Origin of the sequence: Bacteroides parvus (assembly GCF_017309675.2) — a bacterium.
Classification (GTDB): Bacteria; Bacteroidota; Bacteroidia; order Bacteroidales; family Bacteroidaceae; genus Bacteroides; species Bacteroides uniformis.
Genome location: NZ_CP084680.1, coordinates 3,029,674 through 3,055,322, shown reverse-complemented (window position 1 = coordinate 3,055,322; position 25,649 = coordinate 3,029,674). Strand labels below are relative to the sequence as shown.

The following is a 25,649-nucleotide window of genomic DNA, read 5'->3' as shown; positions in this document are numbered from 1 at the left end:
GGAGTAGCGAAGTACCTCCCGGTCAAGTAATGTAATGCGGTTACTTTAAATAGACTATGTGCATTCATTTTATTTCAAAACCCTCCACCATCTCGGAAGGAAGGCGACGAAATAGTTATATTCAAGCTATCTTGCGATAAGCTGTTATAAACGAAACGTTTATAATAAAAAAAATGTTTTATGACACGCTCCGTTTAATGAACGCAAAGGTAATGTCAAGAAATGAAAGTACAAAATATTCTGATTGATAAAATGATAATCTTTTTTAATGCAGGTATCATCGCACTATATATCAAATAATTACGCTCATTAGGTAAGATACACGCGCACGCGCGTCATTTCTTATTTTTTTAAAGAAAGAGTGTGTTACATATATAACCATAGGTTCCGGTACCTCACCCTATACATACAGACTACACACACGCTTCACTACTTCACAGGGATACCACAGAATTTCGTAACTATTCAGCAGATGATGCTTTATGATAATTTTTCAGACGCTGATAACACAGATGACACGGATTATTTAATTTCACGTCCTTAGAAGCGTTGCATCAGGTAAGAAAAACATAAAATCTGCGTTATCTGTAATTGTACAGACTCCTTTTTTGTTAATTTTGCAACCGATTTACTAACTTAATATAAAATTATATTTTCAAATTGTAATTATGAGAACAAAAAAACGCCAATTAGCGTGATGCAAATCAAAGGGAGAGATTACCAAGTGCTGTACACCAAAGAGAGCAAAGAGGTGCAAGTAGCCATCGACCTGCTTTCTATGGTAGAACACAAGTCGTTAACCGTGGAATACAAGGAGCGGAAGGCTTTCCTGACACCCTTCATACCACTGCTGATAAATCCCCAAAAGGAACACGGACTGAAGGGTGTAAGCCCCTTCGCCAAGCTGCTGCATCTACTTGTAAACTTTATGGACGCGGACGGAAGCGGCAATACGCTGAACCCCGATTGCATTGAGGATGAGATATATAAGCTCTTCAATGAGCTATATCCCAAGGAGTAAAACGGACCAAGGAATTCAAATTGTAAAAAAACGGCTGTCCCACTGCGGATGGCCGTTTTTGCTTCCTAAGGAAATAAACGGCATCTTTGCGCCGCCAATAAGGCAAACTTAATACAAGTAGAATGGAAAACATTCCAGTTACCACCTACCGTGGTTTCAGCGCCGTCAGCGGGGAGACAACCTTCACGCAGGACATGGCTGACATAAGAAACGGCAAGCATGCCAAGTTAATCATCAAAATCGCCAGCCTCGTGGCGCAGGGAAAGGTGGAGGAAGCCAACCACGTCAAGAAGCAGCTTCCCTTCAGGACCCTCACGGCCAACTACCGGGAAAGAAGGCTCGCACCGAGCATCACCCGCTACAACCCCGTCATCACGCTCGACATCGACGACCTGGAAGAGAGACAGTTGGAGCAGACCCGGACCCTCATCAACGAAGACCCGCACACCCTGGGGAGTTTCCTCTCCCCCAAAAGGCACGGCTACAAGCTGTTCGTCTTCATGCAGACGGAATACACCCGGCGTCTGTATGACCGTCTCCGACAGGGCGAGGTGACCTACGCCACGCTCGAGGAGATACACCTGAAGCTGTACAGCGCCGCCAAAGAGTACTACGAGGCCCTTCTCGGAGTAGAGGTGGATGGAAGCGGAAAGGACATCTCGCGAGGATACTTCATGTCCTTCGACCCGCATGCCTATATCAATGCCGCACTGCTGGAACAGATTTCCCCGTTGCCGGCACGCATCATCCCGCCTGCGAAGAAGGAGAACAGCCCCAAAAAGACGCCCGTCGAAACGGTACACCCCCTCCCCGCCTCCTCTGCCGCCACACCGCAGGACGCAAAGCCTTGGGAGAAGCTGATATTCTCCCAAGCCGTGACTGCCGTGAAGCGCACCACCAGGTTCCGGGCAGGCAACCGCGACAACTTCCTCTTCGCCCTGGGCAACAAATGCTACAGCAAGGGCCTGGACGAGCAGACAGCCATCAGACTGGCGAAAAACGAGTTCGGACAAGAGTATCCCGACGTGGAATCTCCCCTGCACAATGCCTACATCTATACCGACAAGACCAGCGAAGCCGCCACAAAGAAGGAAGAGAAAAAGCCCGTCATCAACCAAGTGATGAGCTTTCTGGAAGAGCACTACGGCATCCGCAGGAACCTCATCCTGGACCGCCTCGAATTCATGCCCTATGCCCTGTCGGCAGATGCCGGAAAAGGTTACCGCCCCATGCGCGGAAAGGACTACAACACCATATTCGTAGACCTGCAGATGGCCGGCATCTCCTGCTACCAGAATTTCCTCAGAGCCGTGATAGACTCCAACTACGCCAAGGAGTTCAACCCCTACACCGACTATCTGTACGCGCTTCCCCCCTGGGACGGGACGGACTACATCGCCCAACTTGCCGACACCCTGACGACCGAGAACCGGGAGCTATGGCAGAAGGGCTTCAAACGGTGGATAGTGGGCCTGGTGGCCTGCGCACTGAGCGACGAGGACATGAACCAGCTCGTCATCATCCTCTACAGCGAGCAGGGAAAGGGAAAGAGCAGCTGGATTCGGCGCCTGCTGCCGCCCGAGTGGAAAGAGTACTTCTACAACGGCATAATAGACCCGAGCAACAAGGACGATGCCCGCCTGCTCGCCACGCGAATCATCATCAACATGGAGGAGTTCGAAGGCGTGAAGCCCGGCGAGCTGGCAGCATTGAAGCGAATCATCGCGCAGGACAACGTGACGCAGCGCAAGGCCTACGACATCGAAGCCTTCACCCTGCCCCGCCACTGCTCCTTCATCGCGAGCACCAACAACCGGCAGTGCCTGCAGGACATCGGTGGAAACCGGCGTTTCCTCCCCATCACCGTCACCGGCATAGACTACCACACCCCGGTGAACCATCCCGGCATCTACGCCCAGGCGCTCGCCTTGCTGAAAGACGGTTTCAGATACTGGTACGAGGGCGAGGAGATAGAACAGCTGAACAAGCACAACGAACGGCACCGCATGAAAGACCCCGTGGAGGAGAACCTCTTCGTCTTCTTCCGCAAACCGCTGCCCGAGGACCTGCAGATAAAATGGCTCCCTGCCAGCGTCATACTGACCAAGCTCAGCATATTCGGAAAGGTGCAGGTGAACCCGCACACCCAGCTGGTACTGGTGCAGGCACTGGAAAAGTACGGATTCGGTACACGGACCAACGAGCAGGAGACGACCGAATATGAGGTAGTGGACATCCAGCTATATCAGTAACCGGCATTCGAGGAGAAGAGAGAAGCCCCGTAACATATATTGTTGTGCATGACAACATATATTGTTACGGGGCTTTACATATATTGGCGTTTTCCTTACACGGCTTCCCTATTTCCGGCCGGCATCCTGTCAGGGTTCTCCCAGATACTTCACCAGCACTTTCACTTCCAGCGGAGTGAAGGTGCGTCGGTATTTGTTGTAGCCCACCTTCTCCAGCTCACCCTTCAGCGCCTTGTTGTGGCGTATCCATGCCGCCAAAGTATAGATGGCATTGCTGATGCAGTAAGTCGGGTTGTAGAGCATGGCAAGCTCCTCCTTCGAATAGGCGTGGATGCGGAACGGACGAAGGTCTTCCTCCTCCTCTTCCCTCTTTTCTTTTTCTGTTTTCATTCTTTATGTTATTGGTTGATTATTACACCATAAAGATACTGAATATCAGTGATATGACCAAGCATATGCAGACATAAACGGGCATCGGACGAAGAACTTTTCCTGAACAGAAAGGAAACGGGAAAGAGACGGCGTAACCCGAAGAAAACCATGAGCAGAAAAAGCCGGAGGAGTACTTTTGCAGCACCCCTCTTCCCCCCTAAAGGAGAAAGAGCAAAGTATTGCAATACGGGACTTTAATTTCTAATTGTTAATTTTTAATTATTTAATTGTTTATGGGAGTACCATTCAAGAAAATTGCGAGGAAAGATCCTCGAAAGGCAGATGCGGTGGCAAAGTTCTACCCGCAGCTGGTGACACTGGGCGACAATGCGACGCTGGACGACATTGCGTACGTGATGAAGGAGAAGAGTTCGCTGACACTGGGAGACATCCAGAGTGTATTGACCAATTTTGTGGAGGCTATGATAACAACCCTCTACAGCGGCCAGTCAGTGAATATCAAGAACTTCGGCGTATTCAGCCTGTCGGCGCGTACGGCAGGCGTACTGGATGTAAAGGAGTGCACCGCCAAGAACATCAAGGCGGTGAAAATCAATTTCCGGCCTTCCAGCACCGTAAGACCGGACATCGCCGCCACGCGTGCCGGGCAGAAGATTGACTTCTACGACCTGGAAGCATTGGTGAACAAGGGAGACGGTGAAGGAGGAAGCTCCGGCGGCGGTTCCGGCTCGGGAGACGGAGGCGGTTCGGACGGAGACCAGGGCGAAAATCCGTTGGGATAAGTATGACTGATTTTACTACCGATTCGTATGTTCAACTTTTAAAACGTATATAGCATGAAAAAAAGTATCTGGGATAAAATTCTGAAAGTCGTAATTGCAGTAGCCTCCGCCATCTTAGGGGCATTGGGAGCCAATGCGATGAACGTGAACATTTAAGTCGCCGGAAAGAAAGGACGGCAGGAAGAGGAAACCCCGAAAAAGGTTTCCTCTTTCTCTTCCCTCTCTATACAGCGCAGGATACGCCAGTCGCAGCTACGCACCCAATAGCGGAAAGCCATGTTCGGGTGGAAATGCTCCGAGAAGTCCAGCAGACGTTCCAAATCAAACTCCTCGGAGATGACACCGGCACCGCTACGGAATGCATCGTAGGCGTTACAGTCCTGCTCGATATGCGCCGGAACCATCAGCAAAGGCTTGCCCAGATACATCGCCTCGCAGACCGACTCGAAGCCGGCAGTGGTGGCATAGGCCTTGCAGCCTGCCATGTAGCGCAGGAACTTGACGTCATCGAGCTGATGGAAACTCAAGGTGTCGTCCACACGGCACACCTCGGCTTCGTCCTGCTTGTCCCAGAAGAAGTGGAGGGGTATTTCCGGATGGGCACTGTGCCAGTGGAGGATATTCTCGCCAAAACCGGAGTTTACCATGTATCCGTGGAGATAATCCCCTTCCGTACCTTCGCACGACAGCACCTCCCTCCGCAGCAATGGCGGAACCACGCGGACATACGCTTCTTCGTCATCCTCCATCTCGCGGAAGGAAAGGGCGAGCTTTTCGCGGGCACCTATGCACGTGAGGCGGGTGAAAAGGCGGAGCAGCCACAGATGGAAGCCGTTCTTACCGGGAAACTCGAAATCGCGGTGCAGGAACAGGTACTGGTGCCCGACGCTTATTTGAGGAACGGAAGGACGGAAGAAGAGATAGGTCATCCCCGTGAGCAGTTCGTAGAAGTTGATGACCAGTTCGGCACCACTCTCCTCGATGCGGCGGTGTATATAGTGCATGCTTTTCAGATAGACGGGCAGACGGGTGAGATTATAGGCCACACTACGCGCAAGACTTGCCCGCTTGTTGGCAGGCGTAGGCAGGAAATTGGGACTGAGAAAACGTTTCACCGGAGCTTGGATGCTGCGATTGAAGAAACCGGGCAGACAGCGCGAATTGCTTTTGCCCACCAACACTTCCACTACCTCGTGACCGTTGCGGCGCAGCAGCTCTTCCATTGTTATGGCTTGGGTCAGATGCCCGCGGCCTTCTCCTTGAACGATAAAAAGGACTTTCATTGGGACGACTTGATGATTTACAAATTAATGTTGAAACACATGCAGCACATGACGTTGCATTTAGTTGATGCAAATATCGCACCTCCGTGTTACGGCAGAATGTGAAGAATGTGACAATTCGGTTATAAATGACAAAAGTCACACCGGCATCGCGCAGACATGACTTCAAGAGAATTTATGGAATAAATACGTAAAAAGGATAATTCGGTCGGCATATGATGCCGGAGCATCAGACAAATTCCTCGACCATATACATATCACTGACAAAATCGTCAACAATCTGTTCCAGGTTTTCGCAGGCTTCGTCAGGCGTTTCACCGTAGGCGCTGCACAACACATTATTCATAAAATAAGCGTAAAAACCACCGCCGGCTGCCGCCTCTACGGTATAGTCATTTCTGTTCAGTTTCATATTCGGGCCTCCTTTCTTTTTTTACGCTGCAAAAATGAGGGAAAGTTGTTACGAGAAGATGTGAAGGAGGTTACAAAAGTATGTAGATTGGTTGGCTTTGATGCAGTGGAAAATAAATGGATTGAATATTAGGAGTTTTCATTTATTCAGTTTACCTTTGATTAAAAATAAAAGCAATGGGTAAAATTAAACCATATAAAGAGCAGGACTCTTCCAAACAAACGGCACAAGAACCGATGATGGCAACTTATCATCAATCAGCCATACCGATGGACGACTTTATCAACAGTATTCCCCGAGATGCTTTGGCTGAAGCCCTTCTATTTGCCTTAGAAGAGAATAAAGCAGGACACTGTATATCAAACTCCCAAATAGAGAGTATGATAAATGAACGCATGGGATGGAAATAGTCTGGTCTAAGTTGGCTTATGAGCACTTTTTAGAGATACTTATTTATGTAGAGAATAATTTTGGCATGTTGACGGCACAGAAAACACGTCAAAAGATACAAGACAAAGTAAATCTTTTAGCAAAACATCCGTATATAGGAATTATAGACAGTGATTTTTCTACTCTATTTAACAACATTACTGTCCGTCATTTAAAACTTTCCCCTAACGTGATATATTATTTGATTGATGAGAATAGGATTGTCATTGCAGCAATGCTTCATTCAAAACAATCTCCGGAAACTGTACGCAAAACAATCTCAGAATTTCTGAAGCAATATAAATAGCTGTTCATCAATTCATGATGAGAGATAACTCTATAAATTTAAAACCGAGAGGACGTATCAAGATATACAATCACCCCGGATTACGCGGATTGACACAGATAAAAGTTTCTGATTATCAGAACTCCTAAAATCATCTGTGTTAATCCGCGTAATCCGGGGTGGGTATTATTAATAGGAACGTGCAAAAATCACGCGGCAGGCAGAAGGCTTGCCGGTAACCATACACTTGCCCGGTTCCTTGTCACCCGGAACAAATGAATCGAAAGGAATACAACGGATGGTTGCTTTGGTCTCTTCCTTGATTTTCTCTTCGGTTTCGGTAGTCCCGTCCCAATGAGCCAGAATGAAGCCGCCTTCTTCAATCTTTTCCTTGAATTCCTCGTAGCTGTCCACGCTGGTGATGCGGCTGTTACGGTAATCAAGCGCTTTCTTGTAGACATTTGCCTGAATGTCCTCGAGCAAATCCTTCACGTACTCTTCGATACCCTCGCAGGAACGCGTCTCCTTCTCCAGTGTATCGCGACGCATGATTTCCATTGTATTGTTCTCCAAGTCGCGGCCACCCATCACCAGACGAACGGGAACACCCTTCACCTCATAGTCGGCAAACTTGAAGCCCGGACGTTTGTTGTCGGCATTGTCGTACTTCACGGAAATACCCATTGACTTCAGCTTGGCAACAATGCCTGCCACTTTCTCGTCAATCTTAGCCAACATCTCCGCATTCTTGTAGATAGGAACGATAACTACTTGTATCGGAGCCAGGTGCGGAGGAAGTACCAGACCGTTGTCATCGGAATGCGTCATGATAAGCGCTCCCATCAGACGGGTGGAAACACCCCAGGAAGTAGCCCAAACATACTCCAGCTTGTTCTCCTTATTGACGAACTGCACATCGAACGCCTTGGCGAAGTTCTGTCCCAAGAAGTGGGAAGTACCGCTCTGCAAAGCCTTTCCGTCCTGCATCATCGCTTCGATGGTGTAGGTGTTGAGGGCACCTGCAAAACGCTCGTTGGCAGACTTCACGCCCTTTACCACGGGCACCGCCATGTATTTTTCGGCAAACTCGGCATATACATTCAGCATCTTTACCGCTTCTTCTTCGGCTTCCTCGCGGGTGGCATGTGCCGTGTGTCCTTCCTGCCAGAGGAATTCGGCGGTACGGAGGAACAGACGGGTACGCATTTCCCAACGGAACACGTTTGCCCACTGGTTGCACAAGATAGGCAGGTCGCGGTATGAATTGATCCAGTTCTTGTAGGTGTTCCAGATGATGGTTTCGGAAGTAGGGCGGATAATCAGCTCTTCTTCCAGTTTTGCAGCAGGGTCCACCACCACACCGCCGCCATTCGGGTCGTTCTTCAAACGATAGTGCGTCACGACGGCACACTCTTTGGCAAAGCCTTCCACATGTTCCGCTTCACGGCTGAGGAATGATTTCGGAATAAGCAAGGGGAAATAAGCGTTGACGTGTCCCGTTTCCTTGAACATATCGTCCAACTGACGTTGCATCTTCTCCCAGATAGCGTATCCGTAGGGCTTGATTACCATACAGCCGCGTACTGCCGATTGTTCTGCCAAATCGGCTTTTACCACCAACTCGTTGTACCACTGAGAATAATTCTCACTACGTTTGGTAAGGTCTTTCAATTCTACTGCCATTCTATTTCGTTTTTTAAAGTTTTTCCTACGTTTAAAATGGCTTGACCCGAACATTTTCCTCGATATTTAAAAAAAGGCAGCCGCTGTGATGCAACTGCCTAACTCTAAATGGAGGAGCGGCAAGCGAGACTCGAACTCGTGACCCTCAGCTTGGGAAGCTGATGCTCTACCAACTGAGCTACTGCCGCATAAACATTTCCAAGGTCATGCCTTAAAAACGGTGGCAAAGTTAATAAATTACTTCCTAAAAAAACAAACGTTTCGTCAAATATTTCTTATTTTTGCTCGGGAAAACAAAGATATTCTTTCAAAATACAGACTAAATACCAATGAAACGAATCATACTCATCACCGGAGGAGCACGTTCCGGCAAAAGCACCTATGCGGAAAAGCTGGCACTCGAGCTCTCTCCCACTCCCGTTTATCTTGCCACGGCACGCATCTGGGACGAAGAATTCCGCCAGAGGGTAATCCGGCATCAGGAACGCCGGGGACCGGAATGGACAAACATCGAAGAGGAGAAAGAACTCAGCCGCCACCGGCTGGAGGGGCGGGTCGTCCTGATAGACTGCATCACCTTATGGTGTACCAACTTTTTCTTCGACCTGCATTCAGATACCGACCGGGCACTTGCCGCAGTAAAGGCGGAGTTCGACCGCTTCACGGCACAAGACGCAACCTTCATCTTTGTAACCAATGAAATAGGTATGGGAGGAACTTCCGAGAACGAACTGCAACGAAAGTTCACGGACATGCAAGGCTGGATGAACCAATATGTAGCCGCCCGTACCGACGAAGTGATACTGATGGTATCCGGCATCCCACTTACCGTAAAAAACACTCATTCATAAAACAACAGACAATTAAAATTCAACAGACTGATGAAAACATTTCATATCACCCGCCCGGACGAGTCAATCCGTCCTGCATTGATTGACAAAATCAACAACCTGACCAAACCCAAAGGCTCATTGGGCATTTTAGAAGAACTGGCACTCCAAATCGGACTCATACAACAGACATTATCCCCCGCCTTGAAACATCCGCAAAACATTATCTTCGCCGCCGACCACGGCATTGTAGAAGAAGGTGTCAGTCTGTCTCCAAAGGAAATCACCTGGCAGCAAATCAGCAACTTCCTTCATGGAGGGGCAGGTGTCAATTTCCTCTGCCGGCAGCACGGCTTTACCCTGAAGATTGTAGATGCAGGAGTAGACTACGACCTCCCCTACGAGAAAGGCATCATCAATATGAAAGTGCGCAAAAGCACCCGGAGTTATCTGCACGAGGCAGCCATGACGGAAGAGGAAATGGAGATGTGCCTGGAACGGGGTGCCGAGGTGGTGCGCCAATGCCATGAAGAAGGCAGTAATGTCCTCAGCTTCGGTGAAATGGGTATCGGAAACACCTCTTCATCCTCCCTGTGGATGACCTGCTTCACCGGTATTCCTCTGGAACAATGTGTCGGCGCAGGCAGCGGACTCGACAGCGCGGGCATCCGCCACAAATACGAAGTGTTGAAGCAGTCTATGGAGAACTACAAGGGCGACGGCTCTCCCCGAGACATCATCCGCTACTTTGGCGGACTGGAAATGGTGATGGCCATAGGCGCCATGCTGCAAGCTGCCGAGCTGAGGATGATTATCCTTGTAGACGGATTCATCATGACCAACTGCCTGCTTGCCGCCGCCAGGCTCTATCCGGAAGTGACGGATTACGCCATCTTCGGACACTGCGGAGACGAGTCGGGCCACAAACTGGTACTCGACGCCCTGCATGCCCGTCCGCTGCTGAACCTGGGACTGCGTTTGGGAGAAGGAACGGGGGCCATCTGTGCATATCCCATTGTCGACTCGGCCGTGCGGATGCTCAATGAAATGGATAACTTTGCACATGCCTCCATCACTAAATACTTTTAATATGAACAATGTCTTGGCTGCATTCATAATGCTCACCCGACTGCCCTTCTGGAAAATCAAGGAAGTACCGGCAGAGTGTTTCAAGCATGTGGTTCCCTATTGGCCGCTTGTAGGCTGGCTGACGGGAGGCGTGATGGCGGCAGTGCTGTGGCTTGCCGGACAGATTATGCCGGTGTCATTGGCATGGATTCTTGCCCTCATCGCACGCCTAATTGTCACCGGATGCCTGCACGAAGACGGACTGGCAGACTTTTTCGACGGTTTCGGTGGCGGTACCACCCGAGAACGGACTCTTGCCATCATGAAGGATTCCCACATCGGAAGCTACGGTGTCATCGGATTGATATGCTATTTCCTGCTGTTGCTCCAACTTCATCACCTGCCACTGGGACTTCTCTGCATCCTTGTGCTCTGCGGTGACTGCTGGTCCAAGTTCTGTGCCTCCCAGATTGTCAACTATCTGCCCTATGCCCGGAAAGAGGAAGACAGCAAAAGCAAGACCGTCTACAACCGCATGAGCTGGTACGAGTTACTGGCCGGATTTCTTTGCGGTCTGCTTCCTTTCGTACTGCTGCTGCCTATAAAGCTGTGGATTGCCACCCTCTTCCCACTGCTCACCTTCTTCCTGCTCTACCGATTGATGAAGCGGCGCCTGCAAGGATATACGGGTGACTGCTGCGGGGCCACTTTCCTGCTATGCGAACTGTCCTTCTATTTGGGAAGCCTTATCCTAATTATAAATTAAAACTAAAAATTAAAGATGGAAGTAATATTCATTCGACACACTTCGGTAGATGTCCCTCCGGGCGTATGCTACGGACAGACCGATGTTCCCCTAAAACCCACGTTTGAAGCGGAAGCCGCCGTGACAGCAGAAAACCTGAAGGCATACCTTCCGTTCGACCACGTCTACACCAGTCCCCTGACCCGTTGCGTGCGCCTCGCCACCTATTGCGGCTATCCCGATGCAGAACGGGACAAACGGATTATGGAAATCAATTTTGGTGACTGGGAGATGAAGCCGTTCGAGCAGAATGAAGACCCACGCTTGCAGGAATGGTATGCCGACTACATGAACGTGGCAGCTACCGGTGGAGAGTCCTTTGCCATGCAATACCGACGTGTCGGCCAGTTTCTGGACGAGTTGAGGAAGAAGCCCTATACACGCGTTGCCATCTTCGCACATGGCGGCGTACTCATCTGCGCGCAACTCTATGCCGGAATCCTCAAAGCCGAAGAAGCCTTCGACGCATTGACGCCCTACGGCGGCATCGTCCGCATCAATCTCGACAAGGAATAGTGAACGAAATAGTAGGGCCTTCCTCCGCTTCGGTTTGCACCTTGTAGATACCTCCAAAATAATGAATAAAATGGGCATTGATTTCATGGCGAATCAAGCTCGTTTTATTCTCAAAATGTACCTTTGCAAACGGGGCGTTGACCACATCGAAATAGAGGGCCGACCTAGTGCGGTCCCGTCTGATGCGGATAATCGCCTCATAACGGGCAGTATCATTCTCTGACGGAGTCAGCATGCTGACAAGCAATGTATCGAACCATCTCCGGTCTGTCCTCGCAAACTGTTCCTTGAGGTCGGTCTGCAGGCTGACAGACACAGCGCTCTCCTCACGGCTGTTCACTTTATCCAGCACCTCACTGCACAACTGAATAATGTCACACTCCTCGTCCTCATACTGAATCTTGCCGGACTCCAGGCGGGACAACTCCAGAATGCTGTTGACATAATTCAGCAGACTTTCCGCATTGGTCTGAATCATCTGCCCGTATTCCCTCTTAGTCTCCTTATCCAGCTCCTCCTTTCCGGTCAGCAATTCGGCAAAGCCCACCACCACATTCAGCGGAGTACGTATATCATGGCTGATTTCCGATTTCAGACGTTCCTTCGCGATGTTGTCCGTCTCTGCCTGCAAAGCGGCTTCAGCCGTCTTCTTCTCTACGACAGCAATCTTTCCGGAGACATAGCGCGTATACAAGTAGAAAAGCAGCATCAGCAGCAGGCAGACGCCCAGGAATATAAATCCTATACGGTAATTCATGTCCTGAATCTTCTGCTTCTCCAACAACAGCTCGTCAATGTGGTAAATCTCCTTCACCTGCTTCAACTGGTTGGCCGAGAAGGCATTGTTCAGCGAATCCTGCTTGCGTATGAGGTAGCGCCGGGGCTCGATGGCCCCGTCAATGTCCCCCTTGTCATATTGCGTACTCGCCTTGTAGTTTATCAAAGTGGCAAAGGTGGAAACGTAGTTGTTCAGTACCGTAGGGGTCACCTCGTCTATCAATGCGATGCTTTTGTCATACTCATCGGTCTTGGCATAATATTGAAGCTGTATCAACTGGACATTCAGCCAGAAGACGGGATCTACATGCGGTTCAAGCAGTTTCTTTACTTTCTCGATATGCTCGTGCGCCACTGTAAAGTTCTTCCGGTTCATGTAGTGCAGGATATACTTCACTTCGCAGTCAATCTCGAAATTGCTCCAGTTCTTCCTTGTCTCGGGTTCTTTGGAAATAACCGTCTGCAACGTCATGTCCATTTCATGCAAATAGGGCAGCTTCAGGCTGTCTTTACCGCCATTGCCGTATACCTGGGCAATACGCGACAGTATATCCACTTTCAGGCTGGTCTTTGTCTGGGGAGAGAAATTCCGGTAAGCCTCCAAGAAAGCGTCCAGTGCCTCATTCGGGCGGCTGGACACTCCGTAGGCACACCCCAGACTGTTATACGCCGCTATCATCCCGTTATTGCTATGGCGGAGTTTTGATTCCTCCAACGTCTCCTTAGCCACATACACCGCTTTCTCTATCTGTCTCTTGGAAGCCAGGGCGCGGCTGATGGCAGCCTTCTGCTCCAGATAATAATCGTAAGTGCCTACCTGGGAGACAAAATCCTTCAGCACATCCACCCAATACGACAGACTGTCCGGGTCGTGTTTCTTGTCATAACATGCCGCCAGATAGTAAGCGCCCATATTCTCATAGAAAGCGTTCTTCTGCCGCCGCGCCTCCTCGTACAGACGGGTGGAAAAAGTCATGTTATAGGGAGCATACTGGTGCTTGTAGGCCATGTCACGGAGATACGTCAGCCGGACAAGGGTGGCCGGCAGGGTATCGGCAACCTTCAGGATGCTGTCCTGATACCGGACAGCCCCCGTGTCTTCTGCCAGCAGCGGACAGATATATCCGCAAAACAAAACATGGATGAGAATCAGTATTCGTTTCATTGCGCCGTTCCTCCGTGTAATGCGGGATTATACTTCAAAGGATGCGTAAAACAGAAACGCGCGCCACGGGTGTACCCACTGTCCACCCACAGCTTGCCGTTCATATATTTCACAATCAGTTGGCAGATGGAAAGGCCCAGTCCGCTTCCCTGCACAAAATCATTCAGCTTTTCAAAGCGTTCAAAAATCAAGTGCTGCTTTTCCGGTGGAATGCCGCATCCGGTATCCGTCACGGAGAAAAGTGCCGTACCGGCATCAGCCATCTTCAGTTCCAGCACGATGGAGCCTTGTTCCGTAAACTTGGCGGCATTCACCAGCAGGTTTATCAAGACCTGGCGGAGGCGCGCATCGTCCGTATCCAGCATCAGGACGGACAAATCCGTGTCAAAACGCATTTCAACCTCCAGCTTGCGCGAGGCCATCACGGTCTCCACGACCTCATTACACAACTTCACGGCATCATGCGTGCGGATGTTGAAGGTTATATTGTCATTCTCGAAATCCGAGAAATCCAGAATGTCATTGATAAGTTTCAGCAACTGAAAGGAATTCACCTTGATAATTTCGGAGAATTCCCGGCGCGATTCGTCATCGAATGACTCGTCCTCATCCGTCAGTACCGCCGAGAATCCGACAATGGCATTCAGCGGCGTACGTACCTCATGGCTCATGTTCGAAAGAAACATATTCTTCCGTTGTATGGCTTGCACCGCTTTCTCCTTCATCGCCTCCTGCCGCATCTGGGAACGCTTCAAACGGAATATCTTCTTCCAGCCCAGCACCAGGAGGAATATCAGAAACAGTACGGACACAATGATGCCTGCCAGATAGAAACGCATGGATACAATGCGGTCGCGTTCGTTCTGGTAGGCCAGTTGGTCGGCCTGGAAACGGGTACAGAGCCGGTCTATCTCCTTGGGATAGTTCTTCTCGAACGAAGTCTTGATATACGAAAAGACCTTGCCGTACTGTCCGTAGGCTTCTTCCTTGTTCCCCATCTTCACCAGTAAATCCGCCTTTTCGAGCAGAGCTTCCTTGTAGATGTTATGGTTTATCCGGGCATATTCGGTTTGAAGGAAATCATTGTAGGCGGTCAAGGCTGCCTCATGCTCTCCGGTGGCCACCAGATAACGGGCATCTATAATCAGAAGGTATTGCCGTATCTCCGGAATCAGTTGCGCTTCAAGCTGGCCTATCTGTACCAGACAATGGCTGGCAGCTTTCAAGTCACCCTTGAATAATTGGCAGGAAGCATTGGAGATGTGACGCATGGCCAGCTCCAGCGGAGAAAGCCGGTCTTCCGGATAGAGGTTCAGACGTGCAAGATAACGCGAGGCACCGTTTACATTCCGTATGCGCAGGTTATAATCTATCAGTTCCACCAGTAGCATGCGGATATGCACATCCTCCCCGTCCATCCCATCCAGCAGTCTCAAAGACTCTTCGTAAGCGGCACCGGCTTCCCGAAGCCTGCCGGTATAGCTGTACACCTCTCCCATGGCATTCAGCGCCAGGGCATTGCCGAAGGGGTAGGCAAGCGCGCGGGCTTTGGAGTACATCTGGTCGCTCTGGGCAATGGCCATACGGATTTCTCCACGGAAAAGGGAGGATTTTATAAGTATTCTTTCCAGTTCGAAATAGGTGTAATAGCGCTGGGATTCATCCAATTGGGACAAAAGGCCGTCGGCATTCAGCGAGTCACACTCCTCCCGGGTCAGATAGTCGAAACCGAGGCTGTTGTGAAAAGTGGAGATGACCTCATGGACTATACTTTCCTTTTCTTTAGTCCAAGAATCCGCTTTATCTGTTGCCGATGCAATTATTGTGCTCCCGAACCAAATAAAGAAAAGGAATATATATAGTTGCTTTATCCTCATTTATAAGACTTTGTCTGCTTTAAAAGTTACATTTTTAATGCAACGCGGTCTTGCAAAGATATTATATCTTTTTGGAACGGACAAAGAATCAGTTAAAATAACAACATTTTAAAAACAAAAGGAAGCCAAGGTCGATGTCACTATTACGGCAACCACCATCCACCACTCCACACGCCGGTTGATGCGGACAGCCACACGCATATCTTCTGTCTTCAGAGGCCGTTCATTAGAACCGATATAAGGTTTCCATACCTCCTCGCCGAAATAGTTGTGCGGACCTCCGAAACGGCAGTCCAGAATACCGGCAAGGGCGGCTTCCGGATAACCGGAATTGGGACTGGCATGCTGGCTGCCATATCTGCCCACAAAAGCAAACAAGGAAAGGCGACCGGAAACCAGTACCATCAGAAAGGCTGTCAGACGGGCGGGAATATAATTGGCAACATCATCCAAACGGGCAGCAAAACAGCCGAACCGACGATAGCGTTCATTCTTGTAGCCGACCATGGAATCCAGCGTGTTCACCATCTTATAGGCAAGCATGCCCGGAACTCCCAACAGCAGATACCAGAACAAGGGGGCAACTACCCCGTCACTCAAATTCTCTGCCAAAGTCTCCAATGCCGCGGTTCTCACCTCCTGCGCCGAGAGTGCAGACGTATCACGCCCTACGATACGTGCCACTTGCATCCTCCCTTCCTCCAAGGAACGGTCCACCGCCTTGAACACCATACGCACCTCGCGAACCAGCGTAGTGCCCGCCAAGCAATAGAATATCAGCAATATTTGCAGCGTTAGAAGCATGCCCGGAGAAAAGAGTGCCGCCAAGCGGAGCAACAAAAGCGTAATGACGTATACCCCCAAGACAAGAGACACCGCCACAAACGCACCTTTCAGAAAACGCAAATCGCCCCGGTTCAACCGGTGCTCACAGAAAGAAATGGCTTTGCCGAAAGCCACCACCGGATGGGGTAGCCACGCCGGGTCGCCCAGCCAGTGGTCGAGCAGCCAGGCTGTGAGAAGCGGCAGGTTCAAGTTGAAGGCGACACCCAAAAGTATAAGTACATCTTCTTCCATCGGTTATTCCTCCTCAAGCCATTGTCCTATTGCTTTTACAAGCCTGTCATTCTCCTCCCGGCTCTGGGCGGCTATGCGGAAGAAGTGCTCATTCAGCCCGTCAAAGTTGGAGGCGTCCCGAATCAAGATGCCATGCTCCCCGGCCAGATAGTCTTTCAAGGCGGAAGCCTTGCCCATACGGAGGCACACCAGCATGAAATGGGTTTCGGTGGCCCATACCTCCAGTCCTCCCAATGCCTCGAGCGCACTGCGCAGGCGGGCAGCCTCTTGCAAGTAAGACGCCACATCCAGCGGATTGGGAACATCATGTTCCAACAGATGGAGTCCCGCCTCAATGGCAAGCTGATTGACCGACCAGGGCATACGGTTGGTACGCAAGCGGTGCAGCAGGTGGGGGGCGCCGGTGACATATCCCAGTCGCAGACCGGGAACGGCATAACGCTTGGTCATGGAGTGCAGCAGCAGAACGTTGGGAAATTCCGCCGCCTCGGCAGCAGAGAAAAGCGGACGCAAGGTGAAAAACTCGTAAGACTGGTCGATGACGAAACATACCTGCGGATTATGACTGATAAGTGTTGCCAGATATTCCTTCTCCACGACCGTTCCAGTAGGGTTGTTGGGATTGCACAGCCACAGCATGCGCACCTCTTCCGGCAAGCGATACCCCTCGCTCTCCGCAGGAAGCCGATAGAGGGAAGTGACCCGATGGCCGTGCATGCGGCAGGCATCGGCATATTCACTGAAAGTGGGCTGCACAATGGCGGTGTTTGTCCCGCGGAAAGTCTGCGCGGTGAGATAAATGGCTTCGGTAGCTCCGTTCGTCACGCACACTGCCTCGGCAGGAAGACGGTGGCAGCGGGCAAGGCAGGCCTCAAGCGTGTAAGGCTCCGGTTCGGGATAGTTGCCGATGCCGTCAATCCGGGCACACAGATGCGCCTTCAAGGCAGAGAGGTCTACCCTGTTGTAAACGTTCGAGCTGAAGTTTGCCGTAATGGGACGGCTGTATTTATAGGAATCGTCTCCGTGTCCTTCAATCATGGTTCTTTGTCAATATTTGGTAGATAAGCGGCAGGTTGACGTGGCGGCGCACGTGCTCGGCAAGCCTATCGTATTGTTCTTCTTTGAATGTATGGTAATCGAAAGCGCCGGCATTCCCGGACAGTTTGTCTGCAAAAGGCGCAAGCAGGAAATCTATGAATTCCGGATTGTCGAGAATGCCATGAATATAGGTCCCCATGCAGGTGGAGTCCACGTAGTAACCGTCGGTAGAGCCGTTCTCCAAAAGATTTAGGGGAGAATCGGGGGCGCCTTCCACGGGGGTGGTCACTCCCATATGGATTTCATAGCCCTGCATGAATGGAGAACGGAGAGTGGAAGATGGAGAATGGGGATTGCACAGACCAAACTTCACCTGGCGGGTCACCTTCTCTCCCGACATGCGGGTACTGATGGGCAACAGTCCCAGTCCGGGCAGGCGTTCGATGTCTCCTTCCACATGCTCAGGGTCGAGCACCTCCTGCCCCATCATTTGATAGCCACCGCAGATGCCCATCACGGTGGCACCTTCACGGTGGGCACGGGTGATGGCAGCCGCCACACCGTTACGGCGCAATTCGTAAAGGTCATCAAGTGTGCTCTTGGAGCCGGGCAGCAGGATGACGTCGGCCTTTGCCAGCTCATCCACATTGTTAGTATAGAAGAGATGTACGCGTGGGTCACGTTCCAGGACATTAAAATCGGTGAAGTTACTGAGGTGGCGCAGCAGAATGACGGCGATGTTCACCTTTCCCTTCTCGGCACGGACAGACTTTGCGGCAAGCGCCACGGAGTCTTCTTCTTCAATGTAGATATCACGGTAGTAAGGTACTACCCCGACAACGGGAATGCCGCAAAGCTCCTCCAGCATCGTAATGCCCGACTCGAAGAGACGTATATCCCCCCGGAACTTGTTGATAAGAATTCCTTTAATGCGTTCCCGCTCATGGGGACGAAGCAACATCAGCGAACCATAGACACTGGCAAACACACCGCCACGGTCAATGTCGCCCACAAGAATTACATCGGCTCCGGCATGCAGGGCCATCGGCAGATTGACAAGGTCGGTATCCCGCAGATTGATTTCGGAGATGCTTCCCGCGCCTTCCAGCACGACGGGATTATAGCGGGCGGCAAGGCGGTCGTAGGCAGCACAAACCTCCCGGCGCAGCTCGTCGCGTCCTTCCTTGCGGAAATACTCATAAGCATTGCGGTTGCCGATAGGACGCCCGTTGAGGACAACCTGCGAGGTGTGGTCCGACTGCGGTTTCAGCAGCAGCGGATTCATGTCCGTGTGGCAAGGCACTCCGGCGGCTTCCGCCTGCACAGCCTGGGCACGGCCTATCTCCAGCCCTTCGGGAGTGGCGAATGAATTGAGCGCCATATTCTGTGCCTTGAACGGTGCGGGCTGATAGCCGTCCTGCTTGAAGATGCGGCAGAAGGCAGCAGCAATGATGCTCTTTCCCACATCACTGCCCGTCCCGGCAAACATAATCGGATGAAGTTTCTCCATAAATTCCATTTTAGCGAATGCAAAGATAGTGCAAATCCGAATATCTCTCCCATTCATAAGCCATATCTTCGGAAACTATTCGTTATATTTGTAACGTTCTATTCAAAAAGATGACTACTGAACAATTCCCACCTCCTCTTGTTTAGAGAAACAAGAACCCCTAAACCGAACGAACTTATGAATAATCTATTATGCCGGAGATTTTTTCCGGCTGCTGCCTGCGTGCTGCTTGCCATCGGTGGAGTGGCCGCACAAACCTCCCTTCCCCTTAGCTTCGGTGATGCCCTAAGGCAGATGCAAAACAGCAACCGCAGCCTAAAAATAGCCGACAAGGGAATTGAAGCCGCCCGTGCGGAACGTGACAAACTGAATGCCCTCTGGTACCCCTCCCTGCAAGGTGCCGGTACGTTCGTGCATCTTTCCGAAAAGATAGAGGTAAAACAGCCCCTTTCCCAGTTCACCGACCCGGCAAAAGACTTTGTGCACAACATCGTGCCGGACGACCAATTCATCAGCAGCATACTCGACCAGATAGGCTCCCATACCCTCGCTTTTCCACTGGCTCCACGCAACCTGACTTCCGTCGGCCTGACCGCCGAATGGGTCGTATTCTCCGGCGGCAAGCGCATCCGGGCCTCGAAGATAGGCAACACCATGATAGACATTGCCCGCGAAAACCGGGGACAGACCGATGCCACGCAACGCACCCTGCTGGCAGAAAGCTACTTCGGGCTGAAACTTGCGCAAGAGGTAGTACGCGTGCGGCAGGAGACCTACAACAGCCTGCAACGCCATTACCAGAATGCCCTTAAACTGGAAGCTGCCGGCATGATAGACAAGGCAGGCCGGCTCTTTGCCCAAGTGAATATGGATGAAGCTGCCCGTTCACTGGAGGCTGCCCGGAAGGAGGCCTCCGTCGTACAAAGTGCCCTGCGCACCCTGCTCAACCTGCAAGACACATGCAGCATCCATCCTACTTCGGAGCTTTTCATCAACGACCAACTGCCCGCTAAAGAGGAGTTCCTGCAAGCCATGCGGGTGGAGAACTACACCGTGAACCAACTGCAACTGCAGTCACAGATTGCCCGCCAGCAGCTCCGCATCGACCAGAGCGGCTACCTGCCGGACATCGCCGTATTCGGCAAGCAGACCCTCTATGCCCACGGCATACAAAGCAATCTTGTCCCCCGCACCATCGTAGGTGTGGGCTTCACCTGGAACCTGTTCGACGGACTGGCGCGTGAGAAGCGCATCCGCCAGTCGAAGATAGCCCAGCAAACCCTCGCCTTGGGACAAGAAAAAGCCAAAGAAGACCTGAGCGTAGGCATCGACAAGCTCTACACCCAACTGCAAAAGGCACAAGACAACGTACGCGCCTTGAATACCACCATCGAGCTGAGCGAAGAGCTGGTGCGAATCCGCAAGAAATCCTTTGCCGAAGGCATGGCAACCAGTACCGAGGTCGTAGATGCGGAAACGATGCTGGCAACCGTCCGCGTGGCGCGTCTGGCAGCCTACTACGAATATGATGTGGCACTGATGAACCTGCTGGCTATCTGCGGAACGCCGGAACGGTTCGAGAAATATTTCGAGACAACTTATTAAAACCTACCCTTTATGAAAATCAATAATAAAAGCATCAGCATTGCATTCGTCATTATCCTGGCCGCAACGGTCATCATTTCGCTTGCCGGCATATTACTCATGAGCCGGCAGCCCCTAGTCCTGCAAGGACAAGTGGAAGCAACGGAAATACGTATCAGCGGGAAGCTGCCCGGACGTGTGGACTCCTTCCTCGTACAAGAGGGAGACTGGGTGAAGGCAGGCGATACGCTTGTCGTCATCAACAGCCCCACCATCGAAGCCAAATACCGCCAGGTGAATGCCCTGAAGCAGGTGGCCCAGGAGCAGAACAAGAAGATAGACGCCGGTACCCGCCGCCAGATTGTGGCCACTGCCCGGCAACTCTGGAACAAGACGCAGAGCGACCTTGCCCTCGCCAAGACCACTTACCAGCGCATTGTAACGCTTTATAAGGACAGTGTCGTCACCTCCCAGCGGCGTGACGAGGTGGAGGCCATATACAAAGCTGCCCAAGCCGCCGAACGTGCCGCCTACGAGCAATACCAGATGGCCGTAGACGGAGCGCAGAGCGAGGACCGCGCCTCGGCCCGCAGCCTGGTGGAAGCGGCGCGAAGCACCGTCGATGAAGTCTCCTCCCTCCTCGTCGACTCCCGCCTGACTGCTCCCGAAGACGGCCAGATAGCTACCATCTTCCCCAAACGCGGAGAACTGGTGGCTCCCGGCACTCCCATCATGAGCCTCGTCGTGATGGACGATGCACACGTGGTACTGAATATCCGCGAGGACCTGATGCCTCAGTTCAAGATGGGAGGCACTTTCCGTGCCGATGTCCCCGCCATCGACGGCAAGGACATTGAATTCCGCATCTACTACATCAGTCCGCTGGGCAGCTTCGCCACCTGGAAATCCACCAAACAGACGGGCAGCTATGACATGCAGACGTTCGAGATACACGCACGTCCCACACAGCAGGTAGAGGGATTGAGACCGGGGATGTCCGTACTCTTAAAAATGAAGAATAAAAAATGAAAGATAAAGAATTTGGCTACGCAATGAAAGCGCTCCGCATGGTTATCCGTCGCGAATGGCACCGCATGACCTCCCGCCGTCTATACCTCGGCGTCTGCGTCGTGCTGCCTTTGTTCTGTCTGTTCTTCATGGCCACCATCTTCGGAAACGGACAGATGGAGAACATTCCCGTGGGTATCGTCGACCTGGACAACACTGCCACTTCGCGCAATATCTCCCGGCGCATCTCTGCCGCCCCCACCTTCCGTGTGACGGAGCACTTCACCGACGAAGCCGACGCCCGCCGGGCATTGCAACGGAAGGACATATACGGCTACCTCGTCATCCCGCCCCGCTTCGAACAGAAGGCGGTGACGGGAACTGACGCAACGCTCACCTATTATTACCACTATGCCCTCCTCTCGGTAGGCAGCGAGCTGATGGCGGCGTTCGAGAATACGCTTGCTCCCGTTGCACTCTCCCCCATCGTGATGCAGGCCGAAGCACTGGGAGTAAGCGGAGAACAGATACAGACCTTCCTGCTCCCCGTAGAAGCCAGTACCCATCCCCTCTACAACCCGGACATGGACTACTCCATCTACCTGAGCCAGCCTTTCTTTTTCGTACTGTTCCAGATACTCATCCTGCTCACCACCGTCTACTCCATAGGCAGCGAACTGAAATTCGGCAGCGCCGGCGAATGGCTGGAGATGGCACGAGGCAATATCCTCACTGCCGTAGCAGGGAAACTGCTGCCCTATACCCTCATCTTCTCGTCCATTGGTATCCTGGCAAACTATGTACTGTTCGGCCCGCTACATATCCCCTTCGCTGGCAGTCTGTGGCTGATGAATGCAGTGACCGTGCTCTTCATCATCGCTACCCAGGCATTGGCGGTCTTTATCTATTCTGTCTTTCCCAAGATTGCCTATATCATCAGTGTAGTATCCATGGTGGGGTCGTTGGGAGCTACCTTGTCCGGGGTCACATTTCCCGTCACAGCCATGTATGCGCCCGTGCATGCCGCCTCCTACCTCTTCCCCGTGCGGCACTTCACGGAGGCGGCGCAAGCCATGATTTACTTCGATGCAGGGTTTGCCTACTTCTGGCAGTCGGTAGCTACACTCTTCATCTTCCTATTGGCAGCACTGCTGATACTGCCATTGCTGAAATGGTGGATAAAAAAAGAGATAAGGGAAGAAGCAATCTCCGCCTCCCTCTCACCTTGCCCGCCTACCTCATTGTCAACAGCTTCCGTCATCCGACACGAGTGGCATGCCATCGCCACCAATCCCGCCATCCTGCTCGTGCTGGCAGGCGGTATCTTCCTCTACGGACTGCTCTACAACTACATGTACGCCCCCAACCTGGTGCGCAAGGCTCCCGTCGCAGTGGTAGACCTCTCCCACTCCGCCCTCAGCCGTGAATACATCCGGCTGCTCGACGCCACTCCCCAGACCGCCGTCTACGGCCAGACACCCAACATCCTCGAAGCCCGCCAATGGATGAAGCAGGGCGACGTGGCAGGCATCCTTTACCTGCCTGCCGACTTCGAGGCACGTGTGGCACGGGGCGAGACTTCGGTCTTCGTACTCTATGCCGCCACGGACGCTTTCCTCAACTTCAAAGGACTGCAAGAATCCAGTGCGCGCGTCATGCTTGCCGTGAACGATGCCCACCGCATGGAGGGCACCGTATTCCTACCTCCGCAAGGACTGCTGGCAGTGGCTTCGTCCGCTCCCGTCAGCGTGTCCGGCACGGCGCTCTACAACTATACAGAGGGCTACGGTTCCTATCTGATTCCCGCCGTCCTAATTGTCATCATCTTCCAGACGATGCTGATGGTGATTGCCATGCTGACGGGCGAGGAAGCGGAAGCCCGAAGAAAAGGAATACGGCTGATGCGTGCCGACTCATTGAAGGATACATTACGGATTGTCGGAGGCAGGACCTTCGTATACTTCATGCTCTACGTGGTGTTTTCCCTATTCCTGCTGGGACTGTTGCCGCACCTGTTCAGCATCCCACACATCGGCAGCGGAGGAGACATCGTCACAATGATGATACCCTTCCTGCTGGGCACGAGTTTCCTTGCTCTGGCCGTCTCCCGCTGGTTTACAGACTCCGAAGCGCCGTTGCTGATGATAGCCTTCTTCTCTGTGGGCTATATCTTCCTTTCGGGCGTGTCCTATCCGCTGGAGCTGATGCCGTGGTATTGGCAGGCAGCCCACTATCTGTTTCCGGCAGGTCCTGCCGTACTTGCTTTTGTAAAACTGAATTCAATGGGTGGAACGCTGGCCGACGTATGGCCGCAGATGCTGACGATGTGGATACAAGTATTGGTCTATGGAACTTTGGCGCTCTGCACTACACGCCACCTCTACGGAGAAGGAAAAGTGAAGGCATAAAAAAAGGCTATCTATCCCAGACAGCCAATCTTTTGTTAACCTTAAATCTAATACTATGAAAAACACATTGCAAATATACGGACTTCTCCGAATTCTCCAAAATTTCCGCCCATAACAGCCTTATTTATAACATGGTTTAATAGGAATATGCCGTTGTTAACAGATAGAGGCTGGTCAAATAAGAAATTTTCACTATCTTCATCCCCAAAATCGTAAACCAAAGAATATTCTGCCATGATTCATACCATACTCGATACAGACCTTTACAAATTCACCACCTCGTATGCCTACATCAAATTGTTTCCCTATGCCATGGGTACTTTCAGTTTTAAGGACAGAGACGACACCGCCTATACGGACACGTTTCTGAAGGAACTGCAAGAGGCGGTGGACAGCCTGACACAAACCGTACTCACTGCCGAAGAGCTGGAGTACATGACCCGCCACTGCCGCTTCCTGCCGAGGGTCTATTGGGAGTGGCTCTCCTCCTTCCGCTTCCAGCCGGAGAAGGTAAGCATCCATCTGGACGAGGACCGGCACCTGAACATTGAAATCACGGACTATCTGTACAAGGCCACCCTTTACGAAGTCCCTCTGCTTGCCATCGTATCCGAAATAAAGAACCGTTCTTTGGGAAACGTGGCCGACATGGACGGCATACTCTGCAAACTTTCCGAAAAGGTGGCACTCTCCAACCGGCGCCAGCTGTATTTTTCGGAGTTCGGCACCCGGAGACGCTTCTCGTTCGAAGTGCAGGACAAAGTCATAGGCCGTCTGAAGGAAACCGCCGAATACTGTACCGGGACTTCCAACTGCCACTTCGCCATGAAATACGGCATGAAGCCTATGGGGACGCATCCGCATGAATGGTTCATGTTCCACGGCGCACAGTTCGGCTACAAACACGCCAACTACATGGCCTTGGAAAACTGGGTGAACGTATACGACGGCGACTTGGGCATCGCACTGTCCGATACCTATACCTCCGGCATTTTCCTAAGTAACCTGAGCCGCAAGCAGGCCAAACTATTCGACGGTGTACGCTGCGACTCCGGTGATGAATTCGATTTCACCGACAAGCTCGTTGCCCGCTACCGCGAACTGGGCATCGACCCTACCACTAAAACCATCGTCTTCAGCAATGCGCTCGACTTTGGCAAGGCACTCGACATCCAGGAGCATTGCAGGGGCAAAATCCGCTGCTCCTTCGGCATCGGCACCAATCTGACGAATGATACCGGATTCAAGCCCTCCAACATCGTAATGAAACTGACGCAATGCAAGATGAACGTCAACCAGGAATGGCGCGAATGCGTGAAGCTGTCCGACGATGCAGGAAAGCATATCGGCAGCGAAGCGGAAGTACGGGCATGTCTGTATGATTTAAGGCTCGGACAGCAAATAGACCCCCTATGCTGAAAACAGCTTCCCGGCAGTTAGCGATA

The 25,649-nt window shown here is 51.7% G+C and carries 24 protein-coding genes and 1 tRNA gene; 14 read left to right on the top strand and 11 right to left on the bottom strand.

The annotated features are described in order from the left end of the window. Positions 1-697: 697 nt before the first annotated feature. Together JXR92_RS12395 and JXR92_RS12390 are read left to right on the top strand one after the other, a co-directional pair. Positions 698-1,021, top strand: coding sequence for a hypothetical protein (locus JXR92_RS12395; protein ID WP_005829213.1), 324 nt, complete (start codon positions 698-700; stop codon positions 1,019-1,021). 122 nt (positions 1,022-1,143) lie between these two features. Continuing rightward, positions 1,144-3,273: a VapE domain-containing protein gene (locus tag JXR92_RS12390; protein WP_138346202.1), complete on the top strand. Its 2,130-nt coding sequence runs from the start codon at positions 1,144-1,146 to the stop codon at positions 3,271-3,273. Between the two features lie 129 nt (positions 3,274-3,402). Here the strand turns inward: JXR92_RS12390 and JXR92_RS12385 are convergent, their stop codons facing one another. Further along, complete coding sequence (locus JXR92_RS12385; RefSeq protein ID WP_005829216.1) at positions 3,403-3,663, bottom strand: DUF4248 domain-containing protein; 261 nt, start codon at positions 3,661-3,663, stop codon at positions 3,403-3,405. A gap of 275 nt (positions 3,664-3,938) precedes the next feature. On the opposite strand from JXR92_RS12385, the gene JXR92_RS12380 reads away from it, so the two are divergent. Both JXR92_RS12380 and JXR92_RS12375 read left to right on the top strand, forming a co-directional pair. Continuing rightward, positions 3,939-4,448, top strand: coding sequence for an HU family DNA-binding protein (locus tag JXR92_RS12380; RefSeq protein ID WP_005829218.1), 510 nt, complete (start codon positions 3,939-3,941; stop codon positions 4,446-4,448). A gap of 54 nt (positions 4,449-4,502) precedes the next feature. Continuing rightward, positions 4,503-4,604 carry a smalltalk protein gene (locus tag JXR92_RS12375; protein WP_005836960.1) on the top strand — a complete coding sequence of 34 codons (102 nt, stop codon included), beginning with the start codon at positions 4,503-4,505 and terminating at the stop codon, positions 4,602-4,604. On the opposite strand, the gene JXR92_RS12370 is transcribed toward JXR92_RS12375, so the two are convergent. Continuing rightward, positions 4,601-5,731: a glycosyltransferase family protein gene (locus JXR92_RS12370; RefSeq protein ID WP_005836959.1), complete on the bottom strand. Its 1,131-nt coding sequence runs from the start codon at positions 5,729-5,731 to the stop codon at positions 4,601-4,603. The two genes, JXR92_RS12375 and JXR92_RS12370, sit on opposite strands and share 4 nt — an antisense overlap. Positions 5,732-5,960: 229 nt before the next feature. Continuing rightward, positions 5,961-6,143, bottom strand: a complete 183-nt coding sequence (locus tag JXR92_RS12365; protein WP_005829223.1) for a hypothetical protein — start codon at positions 6,141-6,143, stop codon at positions 5,961-5,963. A gap of 176 nt (positions 6,144-6,319) precedes the next feature. Between JXR92_RS12365 and JXR92_RS12360 the strand changes: the two genes are divergently transcribed. Both JXR92_RS12360 and JXR92_RS12355 read left to right on the top strand, forming a co-directional pair. Continuing rightward, positions 6,320-6,553 carry a hypothetical protein gene (locus JXR92_RS12360; RefSeq protein ID WP_005829224.1) on the top strand — a complete coding sequence of 78 codons (234 nt, stop codon included), beginning with the start codon at positions 6,320-6,322 and terminating at the stop codon, positions 6,551-6,553. Further along, entirely contained in the window at positions 6,544-6,879 is a 336-nt protein-coding gene (locus JXR92_RS12355) for a type II toxin-antitoxin system RelE/ParE family toxin (RefSeq protein ID WP_005836958.1), read from the top strand. Before JXR92_RS12360 ends, JXR92_RS12355 begins: the two co-directional genes overlap by 10 nt. A 168-nt stretch (positions 6,880-7,047) precedes the next feature. On the opposite strand, the gene proS is transcribed toward JXR92_RS12355, so the two are convergent. Both proS and JXR92_RS12345 read right to left on the bottom strand, forming a co-directional pair. Then, entirely contained in the window at positions 7,048-8,541 is a 1,494-nt protein-coding gene (gene proS, locus JXR92_RS12350) for a proline--tRNA ligase (protein ID WP_005829226.1), read from the bottom strand. 115 nt (positions 8,542-8,656) lie between these two features. Beyond that, positions 8,657-8,729 (bottom strand) — tRNA-Gly (locus tag JXR92_RS12345). A gap of 141 nt (positions 8,730-8,870) precedes the next feature. On the opposite strand from JXR92_RS12345, the gene cobU reads away from it, so the two are divergent. From cobU to cobC, 4 genes are read left to right on the top strand one after another with little or no spacing between them, the layout of a single operon-like run. Further along, on the top strand, positions 8,871-9,392 hold the full coding sequence (cobU, locus tag JXR92_RS12340) for a bifunctional adenosylcobinamide kinase/adenosylcobinamide-phosphate guanylyltransferase (RefSeq protein ID WP_061412622.1): 522 nt from the start codon (positions 8,871-8,873) through the stop codon (positions 9,390-9,392). 30 nt (positions 9,393-9,422) lie between these two features. Beyond that, entirely contained in the window at positions 9,423-10,460 is a 1,038-nt protein-coding gene (gene cobT, locus JXR92_RS12335; protein WP_035448437.1) for a nicotinate-nucleotide--dimethylbenzimidazole phosphoribosyltransferase, read from the top strand. Position 10,461: 1 nt separating this feature from the next. Then, on the top strand, positions 10,462-11,205 hold the full coding sequence (locus JXR92_RS12330) for an adenosylcobinamide-GDP ribazoletransferase (RefSeq protein ID WP_131226256.1): 744 nt from the start codon (positions 10,462-10,464) through the stop codon (positions 11,203-11,205). A 15-nt stretch (positions 11,206-11,220) separates the two neighbouring features. Beyond that, positions 11,221-11,760: an alpha-ribazole phosphatase gene (gene cobC / locus JXR92_RS12325; RefSeq protein ID WP_131226255.1), complete on the top strand. Its 540-nt coding sequence runs from the start codon at positions 11,221-11,223 to the stop codon at positions 11,758-11,760. Here cobC and JXR92_RS12320 read toward each other — a convergent pair. The 5 genes from JXR92_RS12320 to JXR92_RS12300 all read right to left on the bottom strand — a co-directional run bounded on the left by JXR92_RS12320 (position 11,741) and on the right by JXR92_RS12300 (position 19,204). Continuing rightward, entirely contained in the window at positions 11,741-13,702 is a 1,962-nt protein-coding gene (locus tag JXR92_RS12320) for a sensor histidine kinase (RefSeq protein ID WP_138346200.1), read from the bottom strand. The two genes, cobC and JXR92_RS12320, sit on opposite strands and share 20 nt — an antisense overlap. Continuing rightward, on the bottom strand, positions 13,699-15,579 hold the full coding sequence (locus tag JXR92_RS12315) for a sensor histidine kinase (protein WP_117589516.1): 1,881 nt from the start codon (positions 15,577-15,579) through the stop codon (positions 13,699-13,701). Before JXR92_RS12315 ends, JXR92_RS12320 begins: the two co-directional genes overlap by 4 nt. 108 nt (positions 15,580-15,687) lie before the next feature. Next, positions 15,688-16,656 (bottom strand): adenosylcobinamide-phosphate synthase CbiB, encoded by a 969-nt coding sequence (gene cbiB / locus JXR92_RS12310; protein ID WP_131226253.1) that lies wholly within the window; start codon positions 16,654-16,656, stop codon positions 15,688-15,690. Between the two features lie 3 nt (positions 16,657-16,659). Continuing rightward, on the bottom strand, positions 16,660-17,694 hold the full coding sequence (locus JXR92_RS12305; protein ID WP_131226252.1) for a threonine-phosphate decarboxylase: 1,035 nt from the start codon (positions 17,692-17,694) through the stop codon (positions 16,660-16,662). Then, a complete protein-coding gene (locus JXR92_RS12300; RefSeq protein WP_171030465.1) occupies positions 17,687-19,204 on the bottom strand; it encodes a cobyric acid synthase in 1,518 nt (505 codons plus the stop codon). Before JXR92_RS12300 ends, JXR92_RS12305 begins: the two co-directional genes overlap by 8 nt. 177 nt (positions 19,205-19,381) lie before the next feature. Here JXR92_RS12300 and JXR92_RS12295 point away from each other — a divergent pair, with 177 nt between their 5' ends. Genes JXR92_RS12295 through JXR92_RS12285 form a run of 3 tightly spaced genes read left to right on the top strand, consistent with a single transcriptional unit; the run spans position 19,382 to position 24,204 of the window. Then, positions 19,382-20,809: a TolC family protein gene (locus JXR92_RS12295; RefSeq protein WP_138346198.1), complete on the top strand. Its 1,428-nt coding sequence runs from the start codon at positions 19,382-19,384 to the stop codon at positions 20,807-20,809. A gap of 12 nt (positions 20,810-20,821) precedes the next feature. After that, entirely contained in the window at positions 20,822-21,817 is a 996-nt protein-coding gene (locus JXR92_RS12290) for an HlyD family secretion protein (RefSeq protein ID WP_138346197.1), read from the top strand. Continuing rightward, complete coding sequence (locus JXR92_RS12285) at positions 21,814-24,204, top strand: ABC transporter permease (protein WP_138346196.1); 2,391 nt, start codon at positions 21,814-21,816, stop codon at positions 24,202-24,204. Before JXR92_RS12290 ends, JXR92_RS12285 begins: the two co-directional genes overlap by 4 nt. A 53-nt stretch (positions 24,205-24,257) precedes the next feature. Here the strand turns inward: JXR92_RS12285 and JXR92_RS12280 are convergent, their stop codons facing one another. Continuing rightward, complete coding sequence (locus JXR92_RS12280) at positions 24,258-24,440, bottom strand: hypothetical protein (RefSeq protein ID WP_035457984.1); 183 nt, start codon at positions 24,438-24,440, stop codon at positions 24,258-24,260. Here JXR92_RS12280 and pncB point away from each other — a divergent pair. Beyond that, positions 24,439-25,623, top strand: coding sequence for a nicotinate phosphoribosyltransferase (gene pncB, locus JXR92_RS12275; protein WP_138346195.1), 1,185 nt, complete (start codon positions 24,439-24,441; stop codon positions 25,621-25,623). The two genes, JXR92_RS12280 and pncB, sit on opposite strands and share 2 nt — an antisense overlap. The last annotated feature ends 26 nt before the right edge of the window (positions 25,624-25,649 follow it).